Annotated in this window: 24 protein-coding genes; 14 read left to right on the top strand and 10 right to left on the bottom strand. The window is 68.9% G+C overall.

Features of this window, described 5'->3' with window-relative positions; all coding sequences use genetic code 11:
- The first annotated feature begins 112 nt into the window (after positions 1 to 112).
- The 5 genes from FV229_RS03810 (at position 113) to FV229_RS03790 (ending at position 3,082) form a co-directional block, all read left to right on the top strand.
- On the top strand, positions 113 to 442 hold the full coding sequence (locus FV229_RS03810) for a hypothetical protein (RefSeq protein WP_147750667.1): 330 nt from the start codon (positions 113 to 115) through the stop codon (positions 440 to 442).
- Positions 439 to 1,119 (top strand): DNA-directed RNA polymerase, encoded by a 681-nt coding sequence (locus FV229_RS03805; protein ID WP_147750666.1) that lies wholly within the window; start codon positions 439 to 441, stop codon positions 1,117 to 1,119. Before FV229_RS03810 ends, FV229_RS03805 begins: the two co-directional genes overlap by 4 nt.
- A gap of 161 nt (positions 1,120 to 1,280) precedes the next feature.
- Entirely contained in the window at positions 1,281 to 1,907 is a 627-nt protein-coding gene (locus FV229_RS03800; protein WP_147750665.1) for a hypothetical protein, read from the top strand.
- Positions 1,908 to 2,114: 207 nt separating this feature from the next.
- Entirely contained in the window at positions 2,115 to 2,534 is a 420-nt protein-coding gene (locus FV229_RS03795; protein WP_210246581.1) for a hypothetical protein, read from the top strand.
- 188 nt (positions 2,535 to 2,722) lie between these two features.
- Positions 2,723 to 3,082, top strand: coding sequence for a hypothetical protein (locus FV229_RS03790; protein ID WP_147750664.1), 360 nt, complete (start codon positions 2,723 to 2,725; stop codon positions 3,080 to 3,082).
- 9 nt (positions 3,083 to 3,091) lie between these two features.
- Here the strand turns inward: FV229_RS03790 and FV229_RS03785 are convergent, their stop codons facing one another.
- Complete coding sequence (locus tag FV229_RS03785) at positions 3,092 to 3,544, bottom strand: hypothetical protein (RefSeq protein WP_246688034.1); 453 nt, start codon at positions 3,542 to 3,544, stop codon at positions 3,092 to 3,094.
- A gap of 51 nt (positions 3,545 to 3,595) precedes the next feature.
- Here FV229_RS03785 and FV229_RS03780 point away from each other — a divergent pair, with 51 nt between their 5' ends.
- On the top strand, positions 3,596 to 3,898 hold the full coding sequence (locus FV229_RS03780) for a hypothetical protein (RefSeq protein WP_147750663.1): 303 nt from the start codon (positions 3,596 to 3,598) through the stop codon (positions 3,896 to 3,898).
- A 36-nt stretch (positions 3,899 to 3,934) separates the two neighbouring features.
- On the opposite strand, the gene FV229_RS03775 is transcribed toward FV229_RS03780, so the two are convergent.
- The 3 genes from FV229_RS03775 to FV229_RS03765 all read right to left on the bottom strand — a co-directional run bounded on the left by FV229_RS03775 (position 3,935) and on the right by FV229_RS03765 (position 5,477).
- The gene (locus FV229_RS03775; protein WP_147750662.1) at positions 3,935 to 4,183 is read right to left on the bottom strand and encodes a hypothetical protein; all 249 of its coding nucleotides are present in this window, start codon (positions 4,181 to 4,183) and stop codon (positions 3,935 to 3,937) included.
- A 2-nt stretch (positions 4,184 to 4,185) separates the two neighbouring features.
- On the bottom strand, positions 4,186 to 4,890 hold the full coding sequence (locus tag FV229_RS03770) for a recombinase family protein (protein WP_147750661.1): 705 nt from the start codon (positions 4,888 to 4,890) through the stop codon (positions 4,186 to 4,188).
- Between the two features lie 404 nt (positions 4,891 to 5,294).
- On the bottom strand, positions 5,295 to 5,477 hold the full coding sequence (locus tag FV229_RS03765) for a hypothetical protein (RefSeq protein ID WP_147750660.1): 183 nt from the start codon (positions 5,475 to 5,477) through the stop codon (positions 5,295 to 5,297).
- Positions 5,478 to 6,461: 984 nt separating this feature from the next.
- Here FV229_RS03765 and FV229_RS03760 point away from each other — a divergent pair.
- The 6 genes from FV229_RS03760 to FV229_RS03735 all read left to right on the top strand — a co-directional run bounded on the left by FV229_RS03760 (position 6,462) and on the right by FV229_RS03735 (position 11,179).
- Entirely contained in the window at positions 6,462 to 7,919 is a 1,458-nt protein-coding gene (locus FV229_RS03760; protein ID WP_147750659.1) for a PAS domain S-box protein, read from the top strand.
- Positions 7,920 to 8,317: 398 nt separating this feature from the next.
- Positions 8,318 to 8,662 (top strand): CsbD family protein, encoded by a 345-nt coding sequence (locus FV229_RS03755; protein ID WP_147750658.1) that lies wholly within the window; start codon positions 8,318 to 8,320, stop codon positions 8,660 to 8,662.
- Between the two features lie 38 nt (positions 8,663 to 8,700).
- Positions 8,701 to 9,609: a PhnA-like protein gene (locus FV229_RS03750; protein ID WP_147750657.1), complete on the top strand. Its 909-nt coding sequence runs from the start codon at positions 8,701 to 8,703 to the stop codon at positions 9,607 to 9,609.
- 97 nt (positions 9,610 to 9,706) lie between these two features.
- Entirely contained in the window at positions 9,707 to 9,910 is a 204-nt protein-coding gene (locus FV229_RS03745) for a CsbD family protein (RefSeq protein WP_147727116.1), read from the top strand.
- 100 nt (positions 9,911 to 10,010) lie between these two features.
- Entirely contained in the window at positions 10,011 to 10,394 is a 384-nt protein-coding gene (locus FV229_RS03740) for a CsbD family protein (RefSeq protein WP_147750656.1), read from the top strand.
- A 275-nt stretch (positions 10,395 to 10,669) separates the two neighbouring features.
- Positions 10,670 to 11,179, top strand: coding sequence for a MarR family winged helix-turn-helix transcriptional regulator (locus tag FV229_RS03735; protein ID WP_147750655.1), 510 nt, complete (start codon positions 10,670 to 10,672; stop codon positions 11,177 to 11,179).
- A gap of 21 nt (positions 11,180 to 11,200) precedes the next feature.
- On the opposite strand, the gene FV229_RS03730 is transcribed toward FV229_RS03735, so the two are convergent.
- Positions 11,201 to 11,644, bottom strand: coding sequence for a DMT family transporter (locus tag FV229_RS03730; protein WP_147750654.1), 444 nt, complete (start codon positions 11,642 to 11,644; stop codon positions 11,201 to 11,203).
- Between the two features lie 133 nt (positions 11,645 to 11,777).
- Between FV229_RS03730 and FV229_RS03725 the strand changes: the two genes are divergently transcribed.
- On the top strand, positions 11,778 to 12,509 hold the full coding sequence (locus FV229_RS03725) for a DUF3750 domain-containing protein (RefSeq protein ID WP_147750653.1): 732 nt from the start codon (positions 11,778 to 11,780) through the stop codon (positions 12,507 to 12,509).
- A 16-nt stretch (positions 12,510 to 12,525) separates the two neighbouring features.
- On the opposite strand, the gene FV229_RS03720 is transcribed toward FV229_RS03725, so the two are convergent.
- The 5 genes from FV229_RS03720 to FV229_RS03700 form a co-directional block, all read right to left on the bottom strand.
- On the bottom strand, positions 12,526 to 13,899 hold the full coding sequence (locus tag FV229_RS03720; RefSeq protein ID WP_147750652.1) for an LLM class flavin-dependent oxidoreductase: 1,374 nt from the start codon (positions 13,897 to 13,899) through the stop codon (positions 12,526 to 12,528).
- The gene (locus FV229_RS03715) at positions 13,896 to 14,549 is read right to left on the bottom strand and encodes a methionine ABC transporter permease (RefSeq protein ID WP_147750651.1); all 654 of its coding nucleotides are present in this window, start codon (positions 14,547 to 14,549) and stop codon (positions 13,896 to 13,898) included. The genes FV229_RS03720 and FV229_RS03715 overlap by 4 nt, the downstream gene beginning before the upstream one ends.
- The gene (locus tag FV229_RS03710; RefSeq protein ID WP_246688038.1) at positions 14,530 to 15,609 is read right to left on the bottom strand and encodes an ATP-binding cassette domain-containing protein; all 1,080 of its coding nucleotides are present in this window, start codon (positions 15,607 to 15,609) and stop codon (positions 14,530 to 14,532) included. The genes FV229_RS03715 and FV229_RS03710 overlap by 20 nt, the downstream gene beginning before the upstream one ends.
- Before the next feature lie 56 nt (positions 15,610 to 15,665).
- A complete protein-coding gene (locus FV229_RS03705) occupies positions 15,666 to 16,466 on the bottom strand; it encodes a MetQ/NlpA family ABC transporter substrate-binding protein (protein WP_147750650.1) in 801 nt (266 codons plus the stop codon).
- Positions 16,467 to 16,552: 86 nt separating this feature from the next.
- Complete coding sequence (locus FV229_RS03700; RefSeq protein WP_246688033.1) at positions 16,553 to 17,353, bottom strand: MetQ/NlpA family ABC transporter substrate-binding protein; 801 nt, start codon at positions 17,351 to 17,353, stop codon at positions 16,553 to 16,555.
- 367 nt (positions 17,354 to 17,720) lie between these two features.
- Here FV229_RS03700 and FV229_RS03695 point away from each other — a divergent pair, with 367 nt between their 5' ends.
- Positions 17,721 to 18,377, top strand: a complete 657-nt coding sequence (locus FV229_RS03695) for a DUF47 domain-containing protein (RefSeq protein ID WP_147750649.1) — start codon at positions 17,721 to 17,723, stop codon at positions 18,375 to 18,377.
- Position 18,378: the final 1 nt, after the last annotated feature.

The following is an 18,378-nucleotide window of genomic DNA, read 5'->3' as shown; positions in this document are numbered from 1 at the left end:
AAGTGGGTTCTCTGCGATCCCTACCCGCGTCGGCGGGGTGGCCCTGCCGGCACAACCTGGAGCTAACCCTATGCTGCATGGAGCTAATCCCCCGCCGACCGATGCCGCGCACATGGACGCCACCACCGCCTTCACGCTCGCTACTGGCATCAGGGTGCCCGGCCAGAGCGAGGCCCGTGCCGCGTGGCTGGGCCTTCCTGTCGAGACCCGTGACCGCATCGGCACGCTTGCGGTCGATCACATGTTGCAGATGTTCCTCCTGGGCGACGACGAGGCGGCGCACCGCCAGCCGCTCCGGGGCTACTCCGCTGCGGAAGGCGAGGCTCAACGCCGGGCGGACAATGTCTTGGATGAGCTTTGGCACCTCATCGAGAGGGCGCTTCCCGAGCTGTTCGGCACCGAGACGACAGGCCCCGCCTGGGCCCGGCCGGCAGACCAATGAGCGCCACGCGCCTCCTCAACCTGGATCAGGTCAACCGCCGGGTCCATGCGGTCGCCCTGGAGGCCTCGCGGTTGCCCAAGCGATGCCCCGCGCTGCTCCGGGCGGGCGCACTGCCGATCACGCGCCGGGCCGCCAGCGGGGACATCGTGGGCGGCCTTGTCCTGTTCCGGGTCGGGCTCCCGATCACCGAGGACAGCGGGGGCGCACGGTGGCTCGCCCTCCACCTTGCCGCCTGCTTCGGCCGGGCCGGGCTTCCCTACGCGGACCGCATGCAATGGGTCACCAACCAGGACGCCCTCTGGCGCCGGATCGCGGAAGACCCCCTCGCCACCCTGGATTGGGCCGGGCCTGCCGTGGCCGACCCCTGGTCCGCGTTGGCCGCCGCGCTGGAGTGGGCCGCCTTCCGTGCCACCGGCTTCGGGATGTCGAGCCGCCTGCCGATCCCGCTCCGCGCCGACGACGTGTCCGCGCTCCCGGTGGACATCGTGCCGACCAGCCCGGTGCGCCTGCCTAGCGGGGTCCTGCCGACGCGGTGGGCCGGGCTGCGGGTGAAGGCCGAGATGGTGGTCAAGGATGACGGCGCCGGGACTTACCGGACCCACGCGGCGACCGCAGGAGCACTAGCACGGTCTCTCGGGGACGCCTCCACGATGCTCCGAGCGGTCACCCACAAATAGCAGCACGCACGGTGCCGGCCCCGCGCCACGCCGCTCTTCGTAGACCACCATCCAACCCGAAGGATCACCCGATGCAGCCTATCGCTCACACCACCCCGAACACGCTCCCCGTCCTGGTTCATGCGCCGGCTGGACCAAACCACTCGCCCCTAGCCTTGCGGATGGCCCTCGCGATTCATCGGAACACCTGGGCAACCCTCCTCATGGGCAGTGCGTACTTCCAGGCCTCCAACCAGCCCGAGAGGATGAAGCTGAAATGGCCGGCGGAGGAGGCGGAAGACGAAGCCTTCGATGAGGTCTCCTGCTTGCCGTGCGGGAGTCGTGAAGGGGCCGCCGCCATGCTGGCACACCTCGAATGGTATCTCGATGCGGTCTCAGCGCACCCGACCCGGCACCGGCTGGCCCCCTCCGATGTCACCCTGGCGCGGGTCCGCATGTCGGACATGAGGCTGGTCCTGGGCGATGTGGCGCCAGTCTCCTCCGCGCCGATCTTGGCGGCCATCGAGGCGCACCGGGCAGCGTGGCTAGCCTACCTGGCGGCTCCCGGCAGGGACGTGCTCGGCTTTGATGCGTGGTGGGCTCTCCGCCTTCCGCCAGACGCCGCAGCCGACACAGTGCTGGCAACGCCCTGCGGTGATCGGCACGGGGCTGCGGCTCTAGTCGCGCATGTCCGCTGGTACGCGGAGGAGCTGGAGCTGGCCGACGAAAACATGACGGGCGGCCTCGACTATGCCGCACGCCGCCTCCAGGCACGCGGAGCGGACCTCTCGCTGCTGCTGCGGGGTTGAGGGAGTCGAGTCGATCCCAAGCCCGCCACCCGGTAGGCCCTCTCCGCTCTGCGCACGCCCAAGCTGAACGGTTGCTGCCAGTCTGTTTCAGCTTCGGTGCAGCCACGCTCTGCCAATCTCTTCCTCACAGCCAGAGACCACCGGCTGGGTCACAGAGACCGGGCACCGCGCACGATGCCGGCCTCCTCAAGTGTCAGGGGATGGGCGATGAAGAAGTTTGCAACTCTCACAGCCGCCGCGCTCGTCGCGGTGAGCGCCATCGGGACGACTGCGGCCGAAGCTCGGGGTGGCGGCGCCATCGCTGCCGGTGTCATCGGAGGCCTCGCCGCGGGTGCTCTGCTCGGCGCCGCGGTCGCGGAGGCCCATGAGGCCCCGTCATACGGCTATGGCTATGGCCGCCCCGCGCCGAACTACGGGGCGCCCCCGGCGGTCGCCTACCGCCCGGCCCGAGTGGTCCGCGAGTACGACTACGAGGAAGCGCCGGCCTATCGTGCTCCTCCTCCCGCCCGCTTCTACGGGGGTGGCTCAGAGGGCTACGGCTATCGCAACGCGGGCTACGGCTTCCGCCACGCCGGGTACGGCTATGAGCGGGATTGCGACCGGCCGCACGGATACCGGGGCTGGTAAGCCGCAGAGCAGTGGGTCGCTTGGGAAGACCTGGCGGCCCGTTCGATCCCGAGGCCTTGGACCTTGAGATCGTTGAAGTGGGCATGGCGAAGCTGGCTCGGCGCATCGCTGTTGAGTAAGACGCAATCCGATGGCCCAACCGTTGCCTCCGCCTCAGTCTCGACAAGGCAGCCGGGCACTCACCCCTCATGATGAAGACCTCCCGCATCCTCGGTTGGCTACTCCTGGCGGGCGTTGTCTTCGCGACTCTCGCGCCCATCGGCCTCCGGCCCATCAGCCATGCCCCGGTCTCCCTTGAGCGGTTCGGCGCCTACGCGGCGGTGAGCTTCCTGTTCGCCTTCGGTTACCCGCGCCGCCGCTGGCAGATTTTGGGAATGCTGGTCCTGATTGCCGGAGCGATGGAAGCGATGCAGACCCTTGAGCTAACCCGGCACGGCCGCTTCGGGGACTTCGCGGTCAAGGCCGCTGGGTGCTGGTTCGGAGTGATGCTCGCGGTCGTCCTCGCCTTCATCCCGGCGAGCATGGCGAAGGCTGAGGGGCGGGCGTAGGAGCCCAGCCTACTTCGGGGCGAACAGGGTGATGTTGCTGTTGAACTGGTACGTGCCGGTTGGCGGCGTGTTCACGAACCGGAGGTAGACCGGGCTCTCCCCGAGGATCGCGCCAAAGGACGGTGTGACCGGGATGGGAAAGCACTTGGCGAGGGCTGCGTCCGTCGCCTCCTGGTAGTGCCGCTGTGCCTCCGCATCGCCCTTGAGCTGGCGAGCGATGATGCGCGGGGTGCCCCGGATGGCCCCCGTCTTGTCGAGCCCGAAGCGGTAGGCGAGGAGGGAGCCGTCCGTGCCCTCAGGAACAGCCCAGCACTTCGCCAGTGCGCCCCGGAGGTCTGCCCAGTTGTTGGCCCTAATGGCGGCATCAGGGTCCGCCCAAGCCGGTACAGTGCCGACCCGAAACACCACAGCGACGAGGCAGAAATAAACAGCGCAATCTTTACATAATTTATGGCGGGGCATCGGCACTTCGCGCAGCTTGCTCTCAATGCTCTAACCGCCGCGGAGGCCGTGATGATCCCATACCGTGTGAGCGTACTGGCCCCGAATACCGGCGCCGACAAGACCCATGACATCAAGCTCTATGCGGCTTTCGCCGAGAGCGATGAGGAAGCCCTACGTGCCGTGTCGGATGCAATGCCTGCCGGATGGCGTGTAGACAGAGTCGCCGGCCTGCTCTCGCGGTTCGAGGTAGAGCGACTGCGGTTGGCTCACGGTGAGGTGCGGGAGGTCTCGTCGTTCACTATCGATGGCCTGTTCCTCCCAGAGGAGGCGCTTTATGCCAGCAACGGCAGCGGCCATTCGGAGCTGCACTGATCTGTGCTCGGGGCCAAGCCACAAGGCTAACCCCTCCTACTCCTCCCATAGCAGCCCGTTCGCCTGAGCCAGGGCCGCCGCCTCGCCGCGCTTAGCAAGCGCCTGGATGGCATGATGCCGGCTCAGCGTACGGAACAGCTCGCCGGCTGCGCAAGGGGCCTGCCGGTCCATATAGGCCGCGAGCTTGGCATAGTGGCTGGCAAGCAGCTCATCGCCTGCGGCTGCCGCGCGAAGCCCCGAGACCGCCACCCGTGCCGCGGACCATGGTCTCTCGGGCGCGTCCATCCTCAGGCCACCCGTGCCAGAGTGCGCTTCACGGCGGTTGCCGTCCATTGCGCTGCCACCGCAGCCGCCTTGGTCCGCTTCCCGCGCGGCGTCGCGAGGCCCATCTCGTTCAACCGTTTGGCCAGGGCGTTAAGGCTCGTGACGCCCTCTGCCTGCAACTGCTCCAGCACGGGCAGCACCCCGAAGGCCGCGTGGTCGGCCTTGCGCTGCCTCACAGCCGTTGCTTTGGCCGCGTCCTCCGATGAGGGAGCAGCCGTAGGCCGGTAGCCCCGATCCCCGCCGAGCTTTGTGCCGCGCCGCTTGGCCGCCGCGAGGGCAGCCTTGGTGCGCTCCGAAATCATCTTGGCCTCGTGCTCCGCGACCGCGGCGAGGATGTGGACCGTGAGCCTATTCGCCTTCGGGAAGTCCACCGCCTCGAACTCGACACCTCCGTCCATGAGGTTCGCGATGAAGGCGACGTTCCGGGCCAGCCGGTCCAACTTGGCGATGAGAAGTGTCGCGCCCGTCCTCCGGCACCGCGCAATGGCGGCCTGGAGCTGAGGCCGGTCCGCTCGCTTCCCGCTCTCGACCTCGACGTAGGGAGGCTGGAGGAGCACGTCCCCCGGCCGAAGATGGGTCTGGATGGCAGCTTGCTGGGCCTCAAGGCCGAGCCCGGAGCGGCCCTGCTTGTCCGTCGAGACGCGGCAGTAAGCGATGAAAGTAGTCACAGCGGTGGCCCTCGGTGGCACTCGCTATAAGCTGAGTCCTCCGATGCCCCGTGTCAATACCCATCAACGTCCGTCGATGGATGATGGTAAGGTAGCTGTCGCCGCGTTTCTGTCATATGATAAGAACCTGGTACTTACCGGAGACTGCATGCCGACACGCGCCACAGCGACAGTGTTACCAGAGGGCGAAGTTACTTTCCGAGGTCGCGGTCACGGATTTCTGACGGGCTTGAAGCTGCTCCTCAGGGTTTGCCCGCACTGCTCCCAACGGAACGAGCGGCGGGCGGCGGAGATGGGCTTTTGTCAGTAGTGCGCCTACGTCCCGTCGCTGAGTGACGCCGAGCCCGCCAAGGCGGCCTGAGGTAGGCGGCAAACGCCTTATCGACCGCGCTAGCAAGGCAGGATCACGCTCCCCGCTTGGGCTTGGCCTTGCGCTTCTGTGCTGGCTTCTTCCCGGTGGCGGCCTTCGTCATCTCGGCAAGGGCCAACTGCTGCTGCCGCCGAACGATGGACGTAGCTGTTCCCATCCACCAGCCGGCCGCGCGATTGGCGCCAGACAGCCAGAGGCTCAATGCGGGGTTCTTCATGGCTAACCTCGTGTGGGCCGCCGTGGCCTTCATAGCTGCGTAACGCGCTGGAGTGGCAGAGGTCCCGGATCGCCAGACCGTCGGGCACGCCCGGGTGACATGAGGCGGTAGGGAGGGGCATGGCGCTCGCGGCCGAGGGAGATGGGCGGAGGGGGTACGGGGGGAAACTCTGCCGCTGCGTGTCAGGTGAGAGGTGTCGCGCGGGTGACCCCTGAGAAACTTGCGGTCACCCACGAGTGATACGGCACCTCAAGCTACCTCCGTGCGTTCTCCTAGTGGTCACTCAGCGACCGCCCGGGAGAGCTGCATGTGCGCTGTTCGCACCCAACCCTACGCTCACCGCCGCTCGTATGCGTCCTCGGCCGCTATCCTCCAGCTCGACTGCTTCATACGTCGCCGCATGGTTAGCATCACCGCCAACGACAACAGGCCGCCGCAGACCGTCGCTTGGCGAACGGCAGGTGCCCTCTTCGGGGTGGCAGTTGCGGGATGCACCGCGCTTGCGGTGGCGCTGGGTGGTCTCTGAGTAGTCTTGCGCGTTTGTGCCTGAGGGAGATGGGCGGAGGGGGTACGGGGAAACCCTTACGCGGTCTCTCAGGAGCAAGGTGTCGTGCGGGTGACCCCTAGGTTTAGGTCCGACCTTCGTTGACCCTCAGCACGTCAGGTCCTACAACGACCGAGTCAGTGGCGCCTGCATATCATTGTTTTCGTTGCGGAATTTCCGCTAGTCGCGCCACCCTGCCGGGGACGCCACACCTCTCATCGCAGCGGAATGCGGCCGAGCGGCGAGGCCTGCAAGCGCATGCGTCCACCTAACTTGAACGCCGTTCCGGTCCTGAGCCGACTGCACCAGCGATCAAGACTACGGTGACGGGACGATCGTACCAGTGAAATCGACGGGAAGTGGGAACCAGTTGCTCGCGCAACGGTTGCCGCCGGGATCGTCCACCCTGGAACGATCCTTTCCCAGGACCACACCCACCCGTGACCGCGAGCGTCGACAGATCGGAACTCCGGCAGATCATCGCCGGCCTGACCGAAGGGGTGATCCTCGTCGAGCCCGACCAGAGCATCGTCTGGGCGAACGACGCGGCGCTCGCCATGCACGGCGCCGAAAACCTCGCCGAGCTCGGCGAGACGGTCGATGCGTATCGCGCCCGGTTCTCCCTGCGCTACCGCAACAACCGTCTGCCGGAGCAATACCCGATCGAGCGCGTGGTGCGCGGCGAGACCTTCCACGACGTCATCGTCGACGTGAAGCGCACCGACAAGCCGGACGTGGACTTCGTCCACTCGCTCCGCAGCATTGTGGTGACGGACGCCTCCGGCACGCCGAGCTGCCTCGCCCTGATCCTCCAGAACGTGACCCCGCAATTCGAGGCGGAGGAGCGGTTCGAGAAGACCTTCAACGCCAACCCGGCGCCGGCCGTGATCTGCCGGCTGTCGGACCTGCGCCACGTCAAGGTGAACGTCGGCTTCCTCGAGATGACCGGCTACACCCGTGACGCCGTGATCGGCCGCAGCGTCTACGAGGTCGACGTGCTGGCCGGGGCGCGCAGCCGCGACCTCGCGATCTCCCGCCTCAACGAAGGCGCCACCATCCCGCAGATGGAGGCCTGCCTCGAGCTGCCGGATGGCGGCACCCGCTTCGTCATCGTCGCCGGGCAGCCGATGGAGCTCGGCGACGAGCCGTGCATGCTGTTCAGTTTCGCCGACCTGGAGCTGCGCAAGAAGGCCGAGACGGCACTCCGCCAGAGCGAGGAGCGCTTCGCCAAGGCGTTCCAGCTGACGCCCGTGCCGACCATGCTGTGCCGGGCCGAGGGCTTCGCCATCACCGGCGTGAACGAGGCCTTCACCCGCGTCTTCGGCTACGGGCAGGACCGCGTGGTGGGCCGCACGCCCGACGAGATCGGCCTCTGGACGAAGGATGCGGCCCGCCTGCGCTTCGAAGGCGCCGTGATGCGTACCGGCTTCGTGCTCGGGCTCGAGACCTGCCTGCACGCGGAAAGCGCCGGCGACCTCGATTGCCTCGTCTCCGCCGAGCGCGTCACCATCAACGACGAGGCGTTCGTCCTGGCGGTGCTGCAGGACATCACCGACCGCAAGCGCTCCGAGCGCGACCTGTTCGAGGCGATCGAGGCGGTGATGGCCGACACGTCCTGGTTCAGCCGCGGGCTGATCGAGAAGCTCGCGAGCCTGCGTCATCCGGGGGCGGAGACCGCCGAGGACCCGACCCTCAGCCTGACCGTGCGCGAGCGGCAGATGCTCGGCCTCGTCTGCGCGGGGTTGAGCGACGACACCATCGCCAAGCGACTGAACCTGTCGCGCAACACCGTCCGCAACCACACCGCCGCGCTCTACCGCAAGCTCGGCCTGCACAAGCGCTCCGAGGTGATCGTATGGGCGCGGGAGCACAACCTGCCGGCAACGATCCCGAAATGAATAAATCAGAATACCAGTACTTTCGTACCATTGCCTCCGGAGGTGACGCCACCATCTCCAAGGTGACCCGAAGCTGAGGCCAAGCTCGGTCAAAGAGCACCGGAAGAGCACCCCACCAAGCGCAACGACAGTACGGCACCGGAGCAAGAACAGCGCGGGCCGAAACCGTCCCCTCGAACCTGTGCGGATCACGCCGCGCGTTCGATCGGACGGGATCGTGCCCAGCGAAACCAACGCACCCAGAACCGCAGGTCCGGCCCGAACGCGAGCAGAACCGCGCGGGCCACACCGAACCTCGTTTTTCGAAGTCCGACGCGAAGCCCGGGTCCACGCGCATGTCGTAGCCCGGGCGACGCGCCGCACACGTCTCCACACCCTCTCAGAACAGGACGGACATCATGGTCGATACGGATCGCGTCACCGGCACAGCGAAAGAGTTCGTCGGCAGGGCACAGGGCGCCGTCGGCGACCTCGTCGGGTCGCGCAACGACTCGGTCGAAGGCCGCTTTCGCGAAGCGCAAGGCTCGGCCGAGAACCTCTACGGCCAAGCCAAGGACGCCGTCCGGAACGTCGCCGACGACGCCGCGGACTACGCCGAGGACGCCTACGAGAACGGCGGCCACTACCTGCGCCAGGGCCGTCGGGCCGTGAGCCACCAGGTCGAGGAGAGCCCCTTCGTCGCCCTGATGATCGCCGGCGCCGTCGGCTACGGCCTCGCCCTCCTCATCCATTCCCGCCGCTGACACCCGTCCTCGTCGCGTCTAGTCTTTCGGAGTCCATCGTGGCCACAACCTCCACCATCCCCACCGCACCCTCGGCGAGCGCCGTCTCGACCGTCCACCTGCACCAGGCCTCCTGGGGCGCGATCTTCGCCGGCGCCGTCCTGGCGCTGGTCGCCCAGGTGATCCTGAACATGGTCGGCGTCGGCATCGGCCTGTCCAGCGTCGGCGGTCCCGCCGCCGACAACCCCGCCGCCTCGACCCTGTCGATGGGCGCCGGCCTCTGGTTCGTCGGGTCCGGCATCGTCGCCGCCCTCGTCGGCGGCTTCCTCGCCGGCCGCCTTTCGGGCAAGCCGGTCGCCGCCACCGCCGGCTATCACGGCCTGGTGTCGTGGGCGGTGAGCACCCTCGTCGTGCTCTACCTGCTCACCTCCGCCGTCGGCGGGATCGTCGGCGGCGCGTTCGGCGCGGTGACCAGCACGCTGGGCGGCGCCGGCTCGCTCGTCGGCGGCACCGTGCAGACCGCGGCCCAGGCGGCTGCGCCCTCGCTGTCCAAGATCTCGAACCCGCTCGACGGGATCGAGAACACCGTCCGCCAGCAGGCGGCCGGCCAGGACCCGCAGGCGCTCCGCGACGCCGCCGCCTCCGCCGTCCGCGCCCTGCTCTCGGGCGACCCGGCCCAGAAGGCCCAGGCCGAGAACCGCGCCGCCGACGCGCTGGCCAAGGCCCAGGGCATTCCGGCCGACCAGGCCAAGGCGCAGATCCAGGACTACGAGAAGCAGTACGACGCCGCCGTCGCCGACGCCAAGCAGAAGGCCAAGGTCGCCGCCGAGGCCACCCGCAGCGCCGCCACCCAGGGCGCGTTCTACGGCGCCCTGGCGCTGATCTTCGGCGCGCTCGCCGGCTTCCTCGGCGGCCGCTTCGGCGCCGTCGGCCCGGCTGTCGCCTACGGCACCACCCGCCGCGCCTGATCCCCACCTCGCCCCTTCGGCCCCGGTACGCCGGGGCCGGCATCCCGCCGGTCGGATCGGCCGGTTTTCCGATCGACCCAAGACAGGAGCACGTTCGATGAGCAGCACCACCGACAAGATCAAGGGCCTGGCCAACGAGGCCGTCGGCAACGTCAAGCAGGGCGTCGGCAACGTCACCGGCAACGACAAGCTCGTAGCCGAAGGCAAGGCGCAGGAGCTGAAGGGCGAAGCCCAGAAGACCGTCGGCGACGCCAAGGACGGCGCCCAGAACCTCGCCGACAAGGTGAAGAGCAAGTTCTGATCACCGCGCGCGTCCCCGCGACGCGCCCGACCCGACGTGGCGGGACGGCCCACGACGCCGTCCCGCCCCCCTTTTCACCCCTCACCGACGGAGCCCGACCATGAACCGCGATGAATTCCGTGGCGCCAAGCGCCACCTCAAGGGCCGCGCCCAGACCACCCTCGGCGGCCTCACCGGCGACGCCGGCCGTCAAGTCCGCGGCGCCGTCGACCAAGTGGCCGGCGGGGCGCAGTACGCCTACGGTCGCGCCCGAGACCGGGCCGAGGACCTGATCGACGACGGCACGCACCTCGCCCGCGAGGCCCGGCGCCGCGGCGAATCGCTCGTCGACGACGGCAGCCGCTACGCCCGCGACGCGCGTCGCCGTGGCGAGACCTACGGCCGGCAGGCCCTCGGCTATGCCGACGAGAACCGCGCCACCACCCTCATCGCCTTCGCCGCCGTGGCCTTCGCCGCCGGCTGGCTGCTGCGTCCCTCGCGCTGACACCCACCGAACAGGACAGCCCCCATGATCCGCAAGCTCCTCACGGCCTTCATCGTGCCGAAGCTCATCGCCTATGTCGGCCGGCGCTTCGGCGGCGGCGCCGGTCGCCGCCCGCGCTGAGCCATCCCAGGCTCCGGAGGCGTCCGCATCCGGAGCCGGTTACCGCGGCCCGACCCAGCGGCCCGGTCGGAGCGCAGTTAAACGCAGGCATATGCCTGCATCTTCGGTCATGGTATCTGGTCATCTTCGGCAAGCCGGCCGACACGAGGCGAACGATGGCGAAGGGCGCGCGAGCCCGCACCGATGTGGAGGTCGCCTCCGGCACCCATCGGAGCCGGTGCAGCAACGCCGCCCTGCGTAAGGCGACGCGCAACATCGGGCAGCTCTACGACGAGGTGCTGGCGCCGTGCGGCCTGCGCACGACGCAGCACAGCCTGCTCGTGACGGTCCGCGCGCTGGGCACCCCGACCATGGGACAGCTCGCCGAGACCATGGTGATGGACCTGTCCGGCCTTGGCCATACGCTGAAGCCGCTGGCTCGCGACGGGTATCTCCGCCTCGTCCCCGACGCGGCCGACCGCCGCGTCCGCCGCGTGGCGCTCACCGATCTCGGCGCCGCGAAGCTAGAACAGTCGATCCCGCTCTGGCAGGCCGCGCAAACGCGCTTCGAGGCGGCCTTCGGCCGCGAGCGGACCGATGCGCTGCGCGACGTCCTCGCCGCCCTGGCTAGGCCGGGGTTCCGCGCGGCGTTCGCTAGAGGCGCGCGACCCGACGAGGCGGGCTGACCCGATCGCGCCGGCGATTCCTCAGAACAGGGCGACCAGGGCGACGCCGCCGACCATCAAGATGCCGCCGAGAATGCGCCAGGGCGTCGCCGGATGCACCGCGAAGCCGACCCAGCCGAAGTGATCCAGCAGCACCGAGGTGACGACGCCCGCCGTCACCAGCAAGCCGAGGAAGGCGCCGGCGCCGATCTCGCGGGCGATCAGCAGCTGCGTGATCACGATGCCGCCGCCGAAGACGCCGCCGAACCAGCCCCACCACGGGATCGACGCCATCCCCCCGGAGGACGGCCAGGACAGACGGCCGGTGACGAGGCCGACGACGAGCACGGTGGTGGCCGTGGTGATCCCGACGACGAGGCCGGCGGTGATCGGCTGCGAGAAGCCCTTGGCCAAGGCCGCGTTCTGTCCGGGCTGGATGGCGTTGGCGATCCCGGCGAGCAGGACGACGCCGTAAAGGTACCACATGCGAGGATTCCAGGCCGGTGGGGTGATGCCGTCCGGCCGACCAACCGAGGCGCGATGACGCCGCACCGCTCTGCCAACCGCCCGGCGCCGTCCCTAGATCCGAACGTCCCGCCCTGCCCCGGACCCGACCCGCGTGCTCCGCATCGCCCTCCTCGTCTTCGTGCTCGTATTCCTCGCCCCGATCGCGGTGTCGGCGGCCCTCTACTACCTGCGCAACGACGTCGCCGACTGGCGCACCGCCGACCGGTCGAGCGCCGGCCTCCTGCCGCCGGCGGCGCAGAACCCCGCGGCCGTGGTGCGGGTGTTCTCGGCGCGGACGGTGAGCTGGCGCGGCATCATCGCGAGCCACAGCTGGATCGTCGTGAAGGGCGCGGGCGACCGCGCCTACCGGCGGTTCGACTACACCGCCTGGGGCATGCCGATCTGGGTCGATCGCTTCGTACCGGACGGGCGCTGGTTCGGCAGCGTGCCGGAGCTGGTCTTCGCCGCCGACGGGGTCGATGCGGAGCAGATGCTGCCGCGCATCCGCGAGACCATCGCCACCTACCGCTATGCCAAGCTCGGCGACTACCACCTCTGGCCCGGGCCGAACTCGAACACCTTCGTGGCCGCGGTGATGAGCGCCGTACCAGAGATGCGCGCCAGCCTGCCGGCGACGGCGATCGGCAAGGACTTCCCCTACGACGGCCGCTGGGTCGGCCTCACGCCGTCGGGAACCGGGTTCCGGATCAACCTCGGTGGCTATCTCGGGCTGACGCTCGGCTGGGTCGAGGGCTTCGAGGTCAACCTCCTCGGCGCCGTCGCGGGCCTCGACATCCGCCGCCCCGGCCTCAAGCTGCCGGGCCTCGGCCGCGTCGGCATCTGAACCGTCGCGCCGGCCGTCAGCCCGTGACGGCGGCGGCGCTGCGGTAGGCCTGCGCTGCGTGGCGGGCGGGCAGGCGGTCGCCCTGGCCGAACAGCTTGTTCCGAAACGAGCCCGGCGCGTAGCCGGTCTTGTACAGGCCGCGGTCCTGAAGCTCCGGGATCACGACATCGATGAAGTCCGAAAAGCTTTCCGGCACGACGATGCGGCTGAGGTTGAACCCGTCCACCTCGCCTTCCTCGACCCAGGATTGCAGCTCGTCGGCGATGGCCACGGCGTTGCCGGTCAACACCGCGTAGCGGCCGCCGAGGCCCATTTCCGAGAGCAGGTCGCGCTTGGTCAGCCCGCGCTTGGCCGCGGCCGCGGTGGCCGACTGGATGGCGTTGCCGGGGGCGTAGGGAATCGCCTCGTCGAGGCCGTAGCGGGAAAAATCGATGCCGGTGGAGGCGGAGAAGTGCGCGAGCCCGGCCTCGGCGCTGGCGTAGCGCATGTACTCGGCGCGCTTGTCCTCCGCTTCGGCACGGGTGCGGCCGGGGATGGCGGCGATGCCGATGAACACCTTCACGTCCTGCGGGTCGCGGCCCGCGGCGGCGGCCTCGGCGCGGATCGCGCGGACGGCCTCCCGGGCCGAGGCCTTGTCCCGCGCCGAGATGAAGACGCACTCGGCGTGCCGTCCCGCGAAGGCGCGGCCGCGGCCGGAGGCGCCGGCCTGGTAGAGGACGGGCGTCCGCTGCGGCGAGGGCTCGCACAGGTGGTAGCCGTCGACCGACAGGAACTCGCCGCGATGGGAGACCGGCCGGATCAGCGCCGGATCGCTGAACACGCGGCCCTCGCGGTCCCGGCGCACCGCCGCGTCGTCCCAGCTTCCCTCCCAGAGCTTGTAGAGCACCTCCAGGTACTCGTCGGCGTAATCGTAGCGCCGGTCGTGGGCCGGAAGCGCCTCGCCGCGGCCGCGATGGGCGCTCTCGAGGTAGCCGGTGACGACGTTCCAGCCGACCCGCCCGCCGGTGAGGTGGTCCAGCGTAGAGAGGCGCCGGGCGAAGGTGTAGGGCGCCTCGGCGAAGACGTTGAGCGTGATGCCGAAGCCCAGGTGCTCCGTCACCGCCGCCATGGCCGGAACGATCAGCGTCGGGTCGTTCACCGGCAGCTGCACGGCCTCCCGCGCCGTCATGTCGATGCCGCCGCCGTAGATGTCGTAGACGCCGAGGATGTCGGCGATGAACATCCCGTCGAACAAGCCGCGCTCCAGAAGCTTCGCCTGGTCCGTCCAGTAGCGCAGGGTGTTGTACTCGGCCGAGCGGTCGCGCGGATGGGTCCACAGGCCGTGGTTGATGTGGCCGACGCAGTTCATGTTGAACGCGTTGAGCCGGATCTGCTTGGCGGCGCCTGTCATCGCGCCCGAAGCCTCCGCACAACGCTGTCGCCCGTGAACTGCACGAGGCAGACGAGGACGATCAGGATCGCGATCACCACCGACATCACGGTCGTGTCGAAGCGCTGGTAGCCGTAGCGGATCGCCACGTCGCCGAGCCCGCCCGCGCCGACTGCGCCGGCCACGGCCGAGGCGCCGATCATCGAGACGATGGTGATGGTGAAGCCGCCGACGATCCCCGGCAGGGCCTCGGGCAGCAGCACGTGGAGCAGGATGTGGCGGCGTCGGCAGCCGATGGATTGGGCCGCCTCGACCAGTCCCGGATCGACCTCTCGCAGCGAGACCTCGGCGATCCGCGCGAAGAACGGCGTCGCGCTCACCGCCAGCGGAACGATGGCGGCCCAGACGCCGATCGTGGTTCCGACGACGAGCCGGGTGAACGGGATCAGCGCGACGAGCAGCACGATGAAGGGCACGGCGCGAAAACCGTTGACGACAACGCCGACGAGGCGGTTCGCCCGCGGGGCCGGAAAGATGCCGTTAGGCCCGGAGGTGACGAGGAACAGCGCGAGCGGGATGCCCGCCAGCACCGCGATCCCTGCCGACACGCCCACCATGAAGATCGTGTCGAACGCCGCCTGCCAGAGGCGGTCAATCATCTGCGGCGACATAGCCGATCCCCTCCACGGTTTCCCCGATGGCCCTCAGTCGGGCCTCCGCCTCCGTGCCCTCGGCGGCGATGAGCATGCGGCCGACGGCGTGCCCCTGGATGCGCTCGACGCCCGCCTGCAGGAGCCGGACCGTGCCGCCCGTCGCCGCGACGAGGGCCGACAGGTCGGGCGCGGACCGTCCGGAATAGGTGATCCGCAGCACGGCCTGCGTGCCCGGCACGGGATGCGGCAGCAGCCGCTGCGCCAGATCGTCGGGCACGTCGCGGGTAAGCGGCGCGAGCAGCGCCCGCGTCGCCGGGTGCTCGGGCGCGCCGAACACCCGCCAGACCGGCCCGGATTCGGCGACCCGCCCGGCTTCCAGCACCACGACGTCGGTGCAGACCTCACGGATCACGCTCATCTCGTGCGTGATGAGGATGATGGTCAGGCCGAGCCGCCGGTTGATGTCCCTCAGCAGGCCGAGGATCGACAGGGTGGTCTCCGGGTCCAGCGCCGAGGTCGCCTCGTCGCAGAGCAGGATTTCGGGGTCGCTGACCAGGGCGCGGGCGACGCCGACGCGCTGCTTCTGCCCGCCCGAGAGGCGCGACGGATAGGTGTCGGCCTTGCCCTCCAGGCCGACGAGGCGCAGCACCTCGTCCACCCGGCGCGCGACCTCCGCCGGCCTGATCCCGGCCACCTTGAGCGGCAGGGCCACGTTCTGCCGGACGGTCTTGGCGGACAGCAGGTTGAAGTGCTGGAAGATCATGCCGATGCGGCGGCGCAGGGCCACGAGGCCGGCCGTACGCAGGGCCTCGATCGGCTCGCCGTCGACCAGAACCCGGCCCGAGGTCGGCTCCTCCAGCCGGTTGACGGTTCGGAGCAGGGTCGACTTGCCGGCGCCCGAGCGGCCAATGATGCCGAAGATCGCCCCGGACGGAACGTCGAGGCTGACGTCGTCCAGCGCGCGGACCTCGCCGCCCGCGGAGCGGTACGTCTTCGAAACGTTCTCGAACCGAACGGTGCCGGCGCCGCGCCGGGCCGCCGAGTCCCGGACGGCAGAGATCGCGTCCGCCGCGAGCAGGTTCGGCCTCGCCGAATCGATCGCCCCGAGGCTGTCCAAGGCCAAGCTCACCATCGTCAGTTCTGCCACGCGAGCAGGTACAGCTTGTCGCTGCCGGCGAAGGATGTGTTGATCTGCTGCTTCACGGCCTTGGAGTTCTGGAAGATCTGGACGAATTTCCGGATCGTCGGGTCGTCCTTGCGGGCGGCCTTGGTGACGAAGCTCACGGCAAACAGCTTGTCCTCGATGCCGGAATAGATCAGCCCGCTCGTCGGATCGAAGGCGCCGGCGGCGACGATGAAATGCGGGTAGCCCTGGGCGAGGTCGACGTCGCCGGTGATCCGCACCAGCTGCGGCCCCTCGACTTCGGTGAATTTCAGCTTCTTCGGGTTCTCGACGACGTCGTCGACGGTGCCGAGGAAGCCGACGTCGTCCTTGAGCTTGATGAGGCCGGCCTCCTGCAGCAGCAGCAGGCCTCGGCCCTGGTTCACCGGATCGTTGGCGATGGCGACCTTGCCCCCCGCCGGGACCTGGTCGAGGCTCTTATGCTTGAGCGAGAACAAGCCGATGTTCTGCAGGATGCCGAGCCCGACGATGTCGAACCGGTAGCCCTTCTGCTTCGACGCGTTCTCTAGGAAGGGGCGATGCTGGAAGAAGTTCAGGTCGATGTCGCCGGCATCGAGGGCGACGTTGGGCGTCGTCCAGTCGCTGAACTCGATCACCTTCACGTCGATGCCCTGCGCCTTCGCCTCATTGGCGGCGGCGGTGACGGCATCGCTGTAGGCGCCCGGCACCGTACCGATCTTCAGGGTCTCGGCCTGGGCGGCCATCGTGCCGACAGACAGGAGGGCGATGGCGAGGGTCTTCAGGAAGCGCATCGGTCGTGGACTCCGCTCGCCCGTTTCGGCGAGGACAGGGCAGGATAGAGCTGTCGAAGGGCGGGTGATGGCCGCGTCCGCGCCGGTCAGGACGGGCGGACGGGGACGACCGAGCCGCGGTAGCGTTTGCCGATGAAATCCGCGACCTCGGCCGAGGTCAGCAGGGTTCCGAGGCGCAGCACGCGGGGATCCTTCGCCAAGCCCTCGGTGGTGACGAGGACGTTCGCATACGGGTTGCCCTCGGCGCGTTCGAGCGCCAGCGCATCCCGCGCAGGCTCGAGCCCCGCTTCAAGCGCGTAGTTGCCGTTGATGACGGCGAGCGCCACGTCGTCGAGGGAGCGCGGCAGTTGCGGCGGGGCGATCTCGACGAAGCGGAAGTTCTTCGGGTTCTCGACGATGTCGTCCACGGTGGCGTTCACGTCCGCCGCCTTCGCCCGCAGGCGGATCAGGCCGTTGGCCTGAAGCAGCGACAGCCCGCGGCTGGTGTTGGAGACGTTGTTCGACAGGGAGACGACGCCGCCGGCCGGCAGGTCCGCGAGCGCCTTGGCACGGCGGCTGTACAAGCCCAGGGGCTCGACATGCACCGCCGCAACGACGGCGAAGCGCATCCCCATGGCGGCTTCCTCAGAGCGTAGGAAGGGGACGTGCTGGAAGAAGTTGGCGTCGGCGTCGCCGTCACGCAGCAGGGCGTTCGGGCGCAGATCGCCCGAGATCTCGATGACCTTCAGCGGCAGGTCGGGGGCGAGCTTGTCGACGACGAACTCGAGGATTTCCGCATGCGGCAGCGAGGAGGCCACGACCCGCAGGGGCGCCGAGGCGGCGCGGGCCGGCCCGATGCTCAGGGCGAGGGCGCCGGACAGGAAGACGCGACGGGTCGATGCAGGCACGGCGCACGCTTTTCGATTGAATTTCGGTGACGAAGACTGGTCTTGGTATCTCGAAACCAAGGTTCCGCATCAAGAGCAGCGATTGCCGAATTTCGGCCCGTTCGAAGGGGATCGTCACCGTGTTTCGCGGTGCGAGGATAGCGATGTTCTCCTGGCCTGTTGTCGCGACGGGATTCACGCCGAGGCGGCATCGTCGCGCCGGCCGCGATCGCCTCCGGCGTGCCCGCGACGATGGGAGGGCCGACCCAGAAGTTAGCCGACTTTCCGAAGCGCCTTGGAACGCCTCAGCTTGGTCTCGGGTTTTGCTGCCACGCACGCAGCCAACGGCAGTTCGGCCGAGCGTCACGGTCACCCGAGGGGTCGTTCGATGCTTGGCTGGTTTCGCGCCCTGATGCCGCGGGAAGACCGCTTCTTCGATCTTTTCGCGCGCCATTCCCAGACCTTGGTCGCCGGCGCGGAAGCCCTCCAGGGCGTGCTGCAGGGCGGTGCGGAGGTTCCGCGTTACTGCCAGGTGATCGTCGACCGAGAGCAGGAGGCGGACGCCATCGCCGCCGAGGTCCTGCTGGCGGTGCGCCGCAGCTTCATCACCCCGTTCGACCGCGGCGACATCAAGGATCTGATCCAGTCGATGGACGACGCCATCGACCAGATGAACAAGACCGTGAAGGCGGTCCAACTCTACGAGCTGCGCGACTTCACTCCCCTGATGCGCGCCATGGGCGAGACGGTGATCGAGGCGGCCCGCCTCACGGCCGAAGCCGTGCCGCTGCTCAACGCGGTGGGAAGCCATGCCGGGCGCATCAACCAGCTCACCGAGGCGATCACCCAGATCGAGGGTCATTCGGATGCGTTGGAGGAGCAGGGCCTGAAGGCGCTCTATCAGGCGCATCGCCGCGACGGCGGGGACGGCGACGCGATGGCCTACATGATCGGCGCGGAGATCTACGGGCACCTGGAGGACGTGGTCGACCGCTTCGAGGACGTCGCCAACGAGATCAGCGGCATCGTGATCGAGAACGTGTGAC

Origin of the sequence: Methylobacterium sp. WL120 (assembly GCF_008039465.1) — a bacterium.
Taxonomy (GTDB): domain Bacteria; phylum Pseudomonadota; class Alphaproteobacteria; order Rhizobiales; family Beijerinckiaceae; genus Methylobacterium; species Methylobacterium cerastii.
This window is presented reverse-complemented; position numbering and strand designations above follow the sequence as displayed.

What these genes read in the sequence shown, in the direction of transcription:
- FV229_RS03810 (WP_147750667.1), top strand. Translation starts at nt 113, where the DNA reads ATGGACGCCACCACCGCCTTCACGCTCGCTACTGGCATCAGGGTGCCC.
- FV229_RS03805 (WP_147750666.1), top strand. Translation starts at nt 439, where the DNA reads ATGAGCGCCACGCGCCTCCTCAACCTGGATCAGGTCAACCGCCGGGTC.
- FV229_RS03800 (WP_147750665.1), top strand. Translation starts at nt 1,281, where the DNA reads ATGGCCCTCGCGATTCATCGGAACACCTGGGCAACCCTCCTCATGGGC.
- FV229_RS03795 (WP_210246581.1), top strand. Translation starts at nt 2,115, where the DNA reads ATGAAGAAGTTTGCAACTCTCACAGCCGCCGCGCTCGTCGCGGTGAGC.
- FV229_RS03790 (WP_147750664.1), top strand. Translation starts at nt 2,723, where the DNA reads ATGATGAAGACCTCCCGCATCCTCGGTTGGCTACTCCTGGCGGGCGTT.
- FV229_RS03785 (WP_246688034.1), bottom strand. Translation starts at nt 3,544, where the DNA reads ATGCCCCGCCATAAATTATGTAAAGATTGCGCTGTTTATTTCTGCCTC.
- FV229_RS03780 (WP_147750663.1), top strand. Translation starts at nt 3,596, where the DNA reads ATGATCCCATACCGTGTGAGCGTACTGGCCCCGAATACCGGCGCCGAC.
- FV229_RS03775 (WP_147750662.1), bottom strand. Translation starts at nt 4,183, where the DNA reads ATGGACGCGCCCGAGAGACCATGGTCCGCGGCACGGGTGGCGGTCTCG.
- FV229_RS03765 (WP_147750660.1), bottom strand. Translation starts at nt 5,477, where the DNA reads ATGAAGAACCCCGCATTGAGCCTCTGGCTGTCTGGCGCCAATCGCGCG.
- FV229_RS03755 (WP_147750658.1), top strand. Translation starts at nt 8,318, where the DNA reads ATGGTCGATACGGATCGCGTCACCGGCACAGCGAAAGAGTTCGTCGGC.
- FV229_RS03745 (WP_147727116.1), top strand. Translation starts at nt 9,707, where the DNA reads ATGAGCAGCACCACCGACAAGATCAAGGGCCTGGCCAACGAGGCCGTC.
- FV229_RS03740 (WP_147750656.1), top strand. Translation starts at nt 10,011, where the DNA reads ATGAACCGCGATGAATTCCGTGGCGCCAAGCGCCACCTCAAGGGCCGC.
- FV229_RS03735 (WP_147750655.1), top strand. Translation starts at nt 10,670, where the DNA reads ATGGCGAAGGGCGCGCGAGCCCGCACCGATGTGGAGGTCGCCTCCGGC.
- FV229_RS03730 (WP_147750654.1), bottom strand. Translation starts at nt 11,644, where the DNA reads ATGTGGTACCTTTACGGCGTCGTCCTGCTCGCCGGGATCGCCAACGCC.
- FV229_RS03720 (WP_147750652.1), bottom strand. Translation starts at nt 13,899, where the DNA reads ATGACAGGCGCCGCCAAGCAGATCCGGCTCAACGCGTTCAACATGAAC.
- FV229_RS03715 (WP_147750651.1), bottom strand. Translation starts at nt 14,549, where the DNA reads ATGTCGCCGCAGATGATTGACCGCCTCTGGCAGGCGGCGTTCGACACG.
- FV229_RS03705 (WP_147750650.1), bottom strand. Translation starts at nt 16,466, where the DNA reads ATGCGCTTCCTGAAGACCCTCGCCATCGCCCTCCTGTCTGTCGGCACG.
- FV229_RS03695 (WP_147750649.1), top strand. Translation starts at nt 17,721, where the DNA reads ATGCTTGGCTGGTTTCGCGCCCTGATGCCGCGGGAAGACCGCTTCTTC.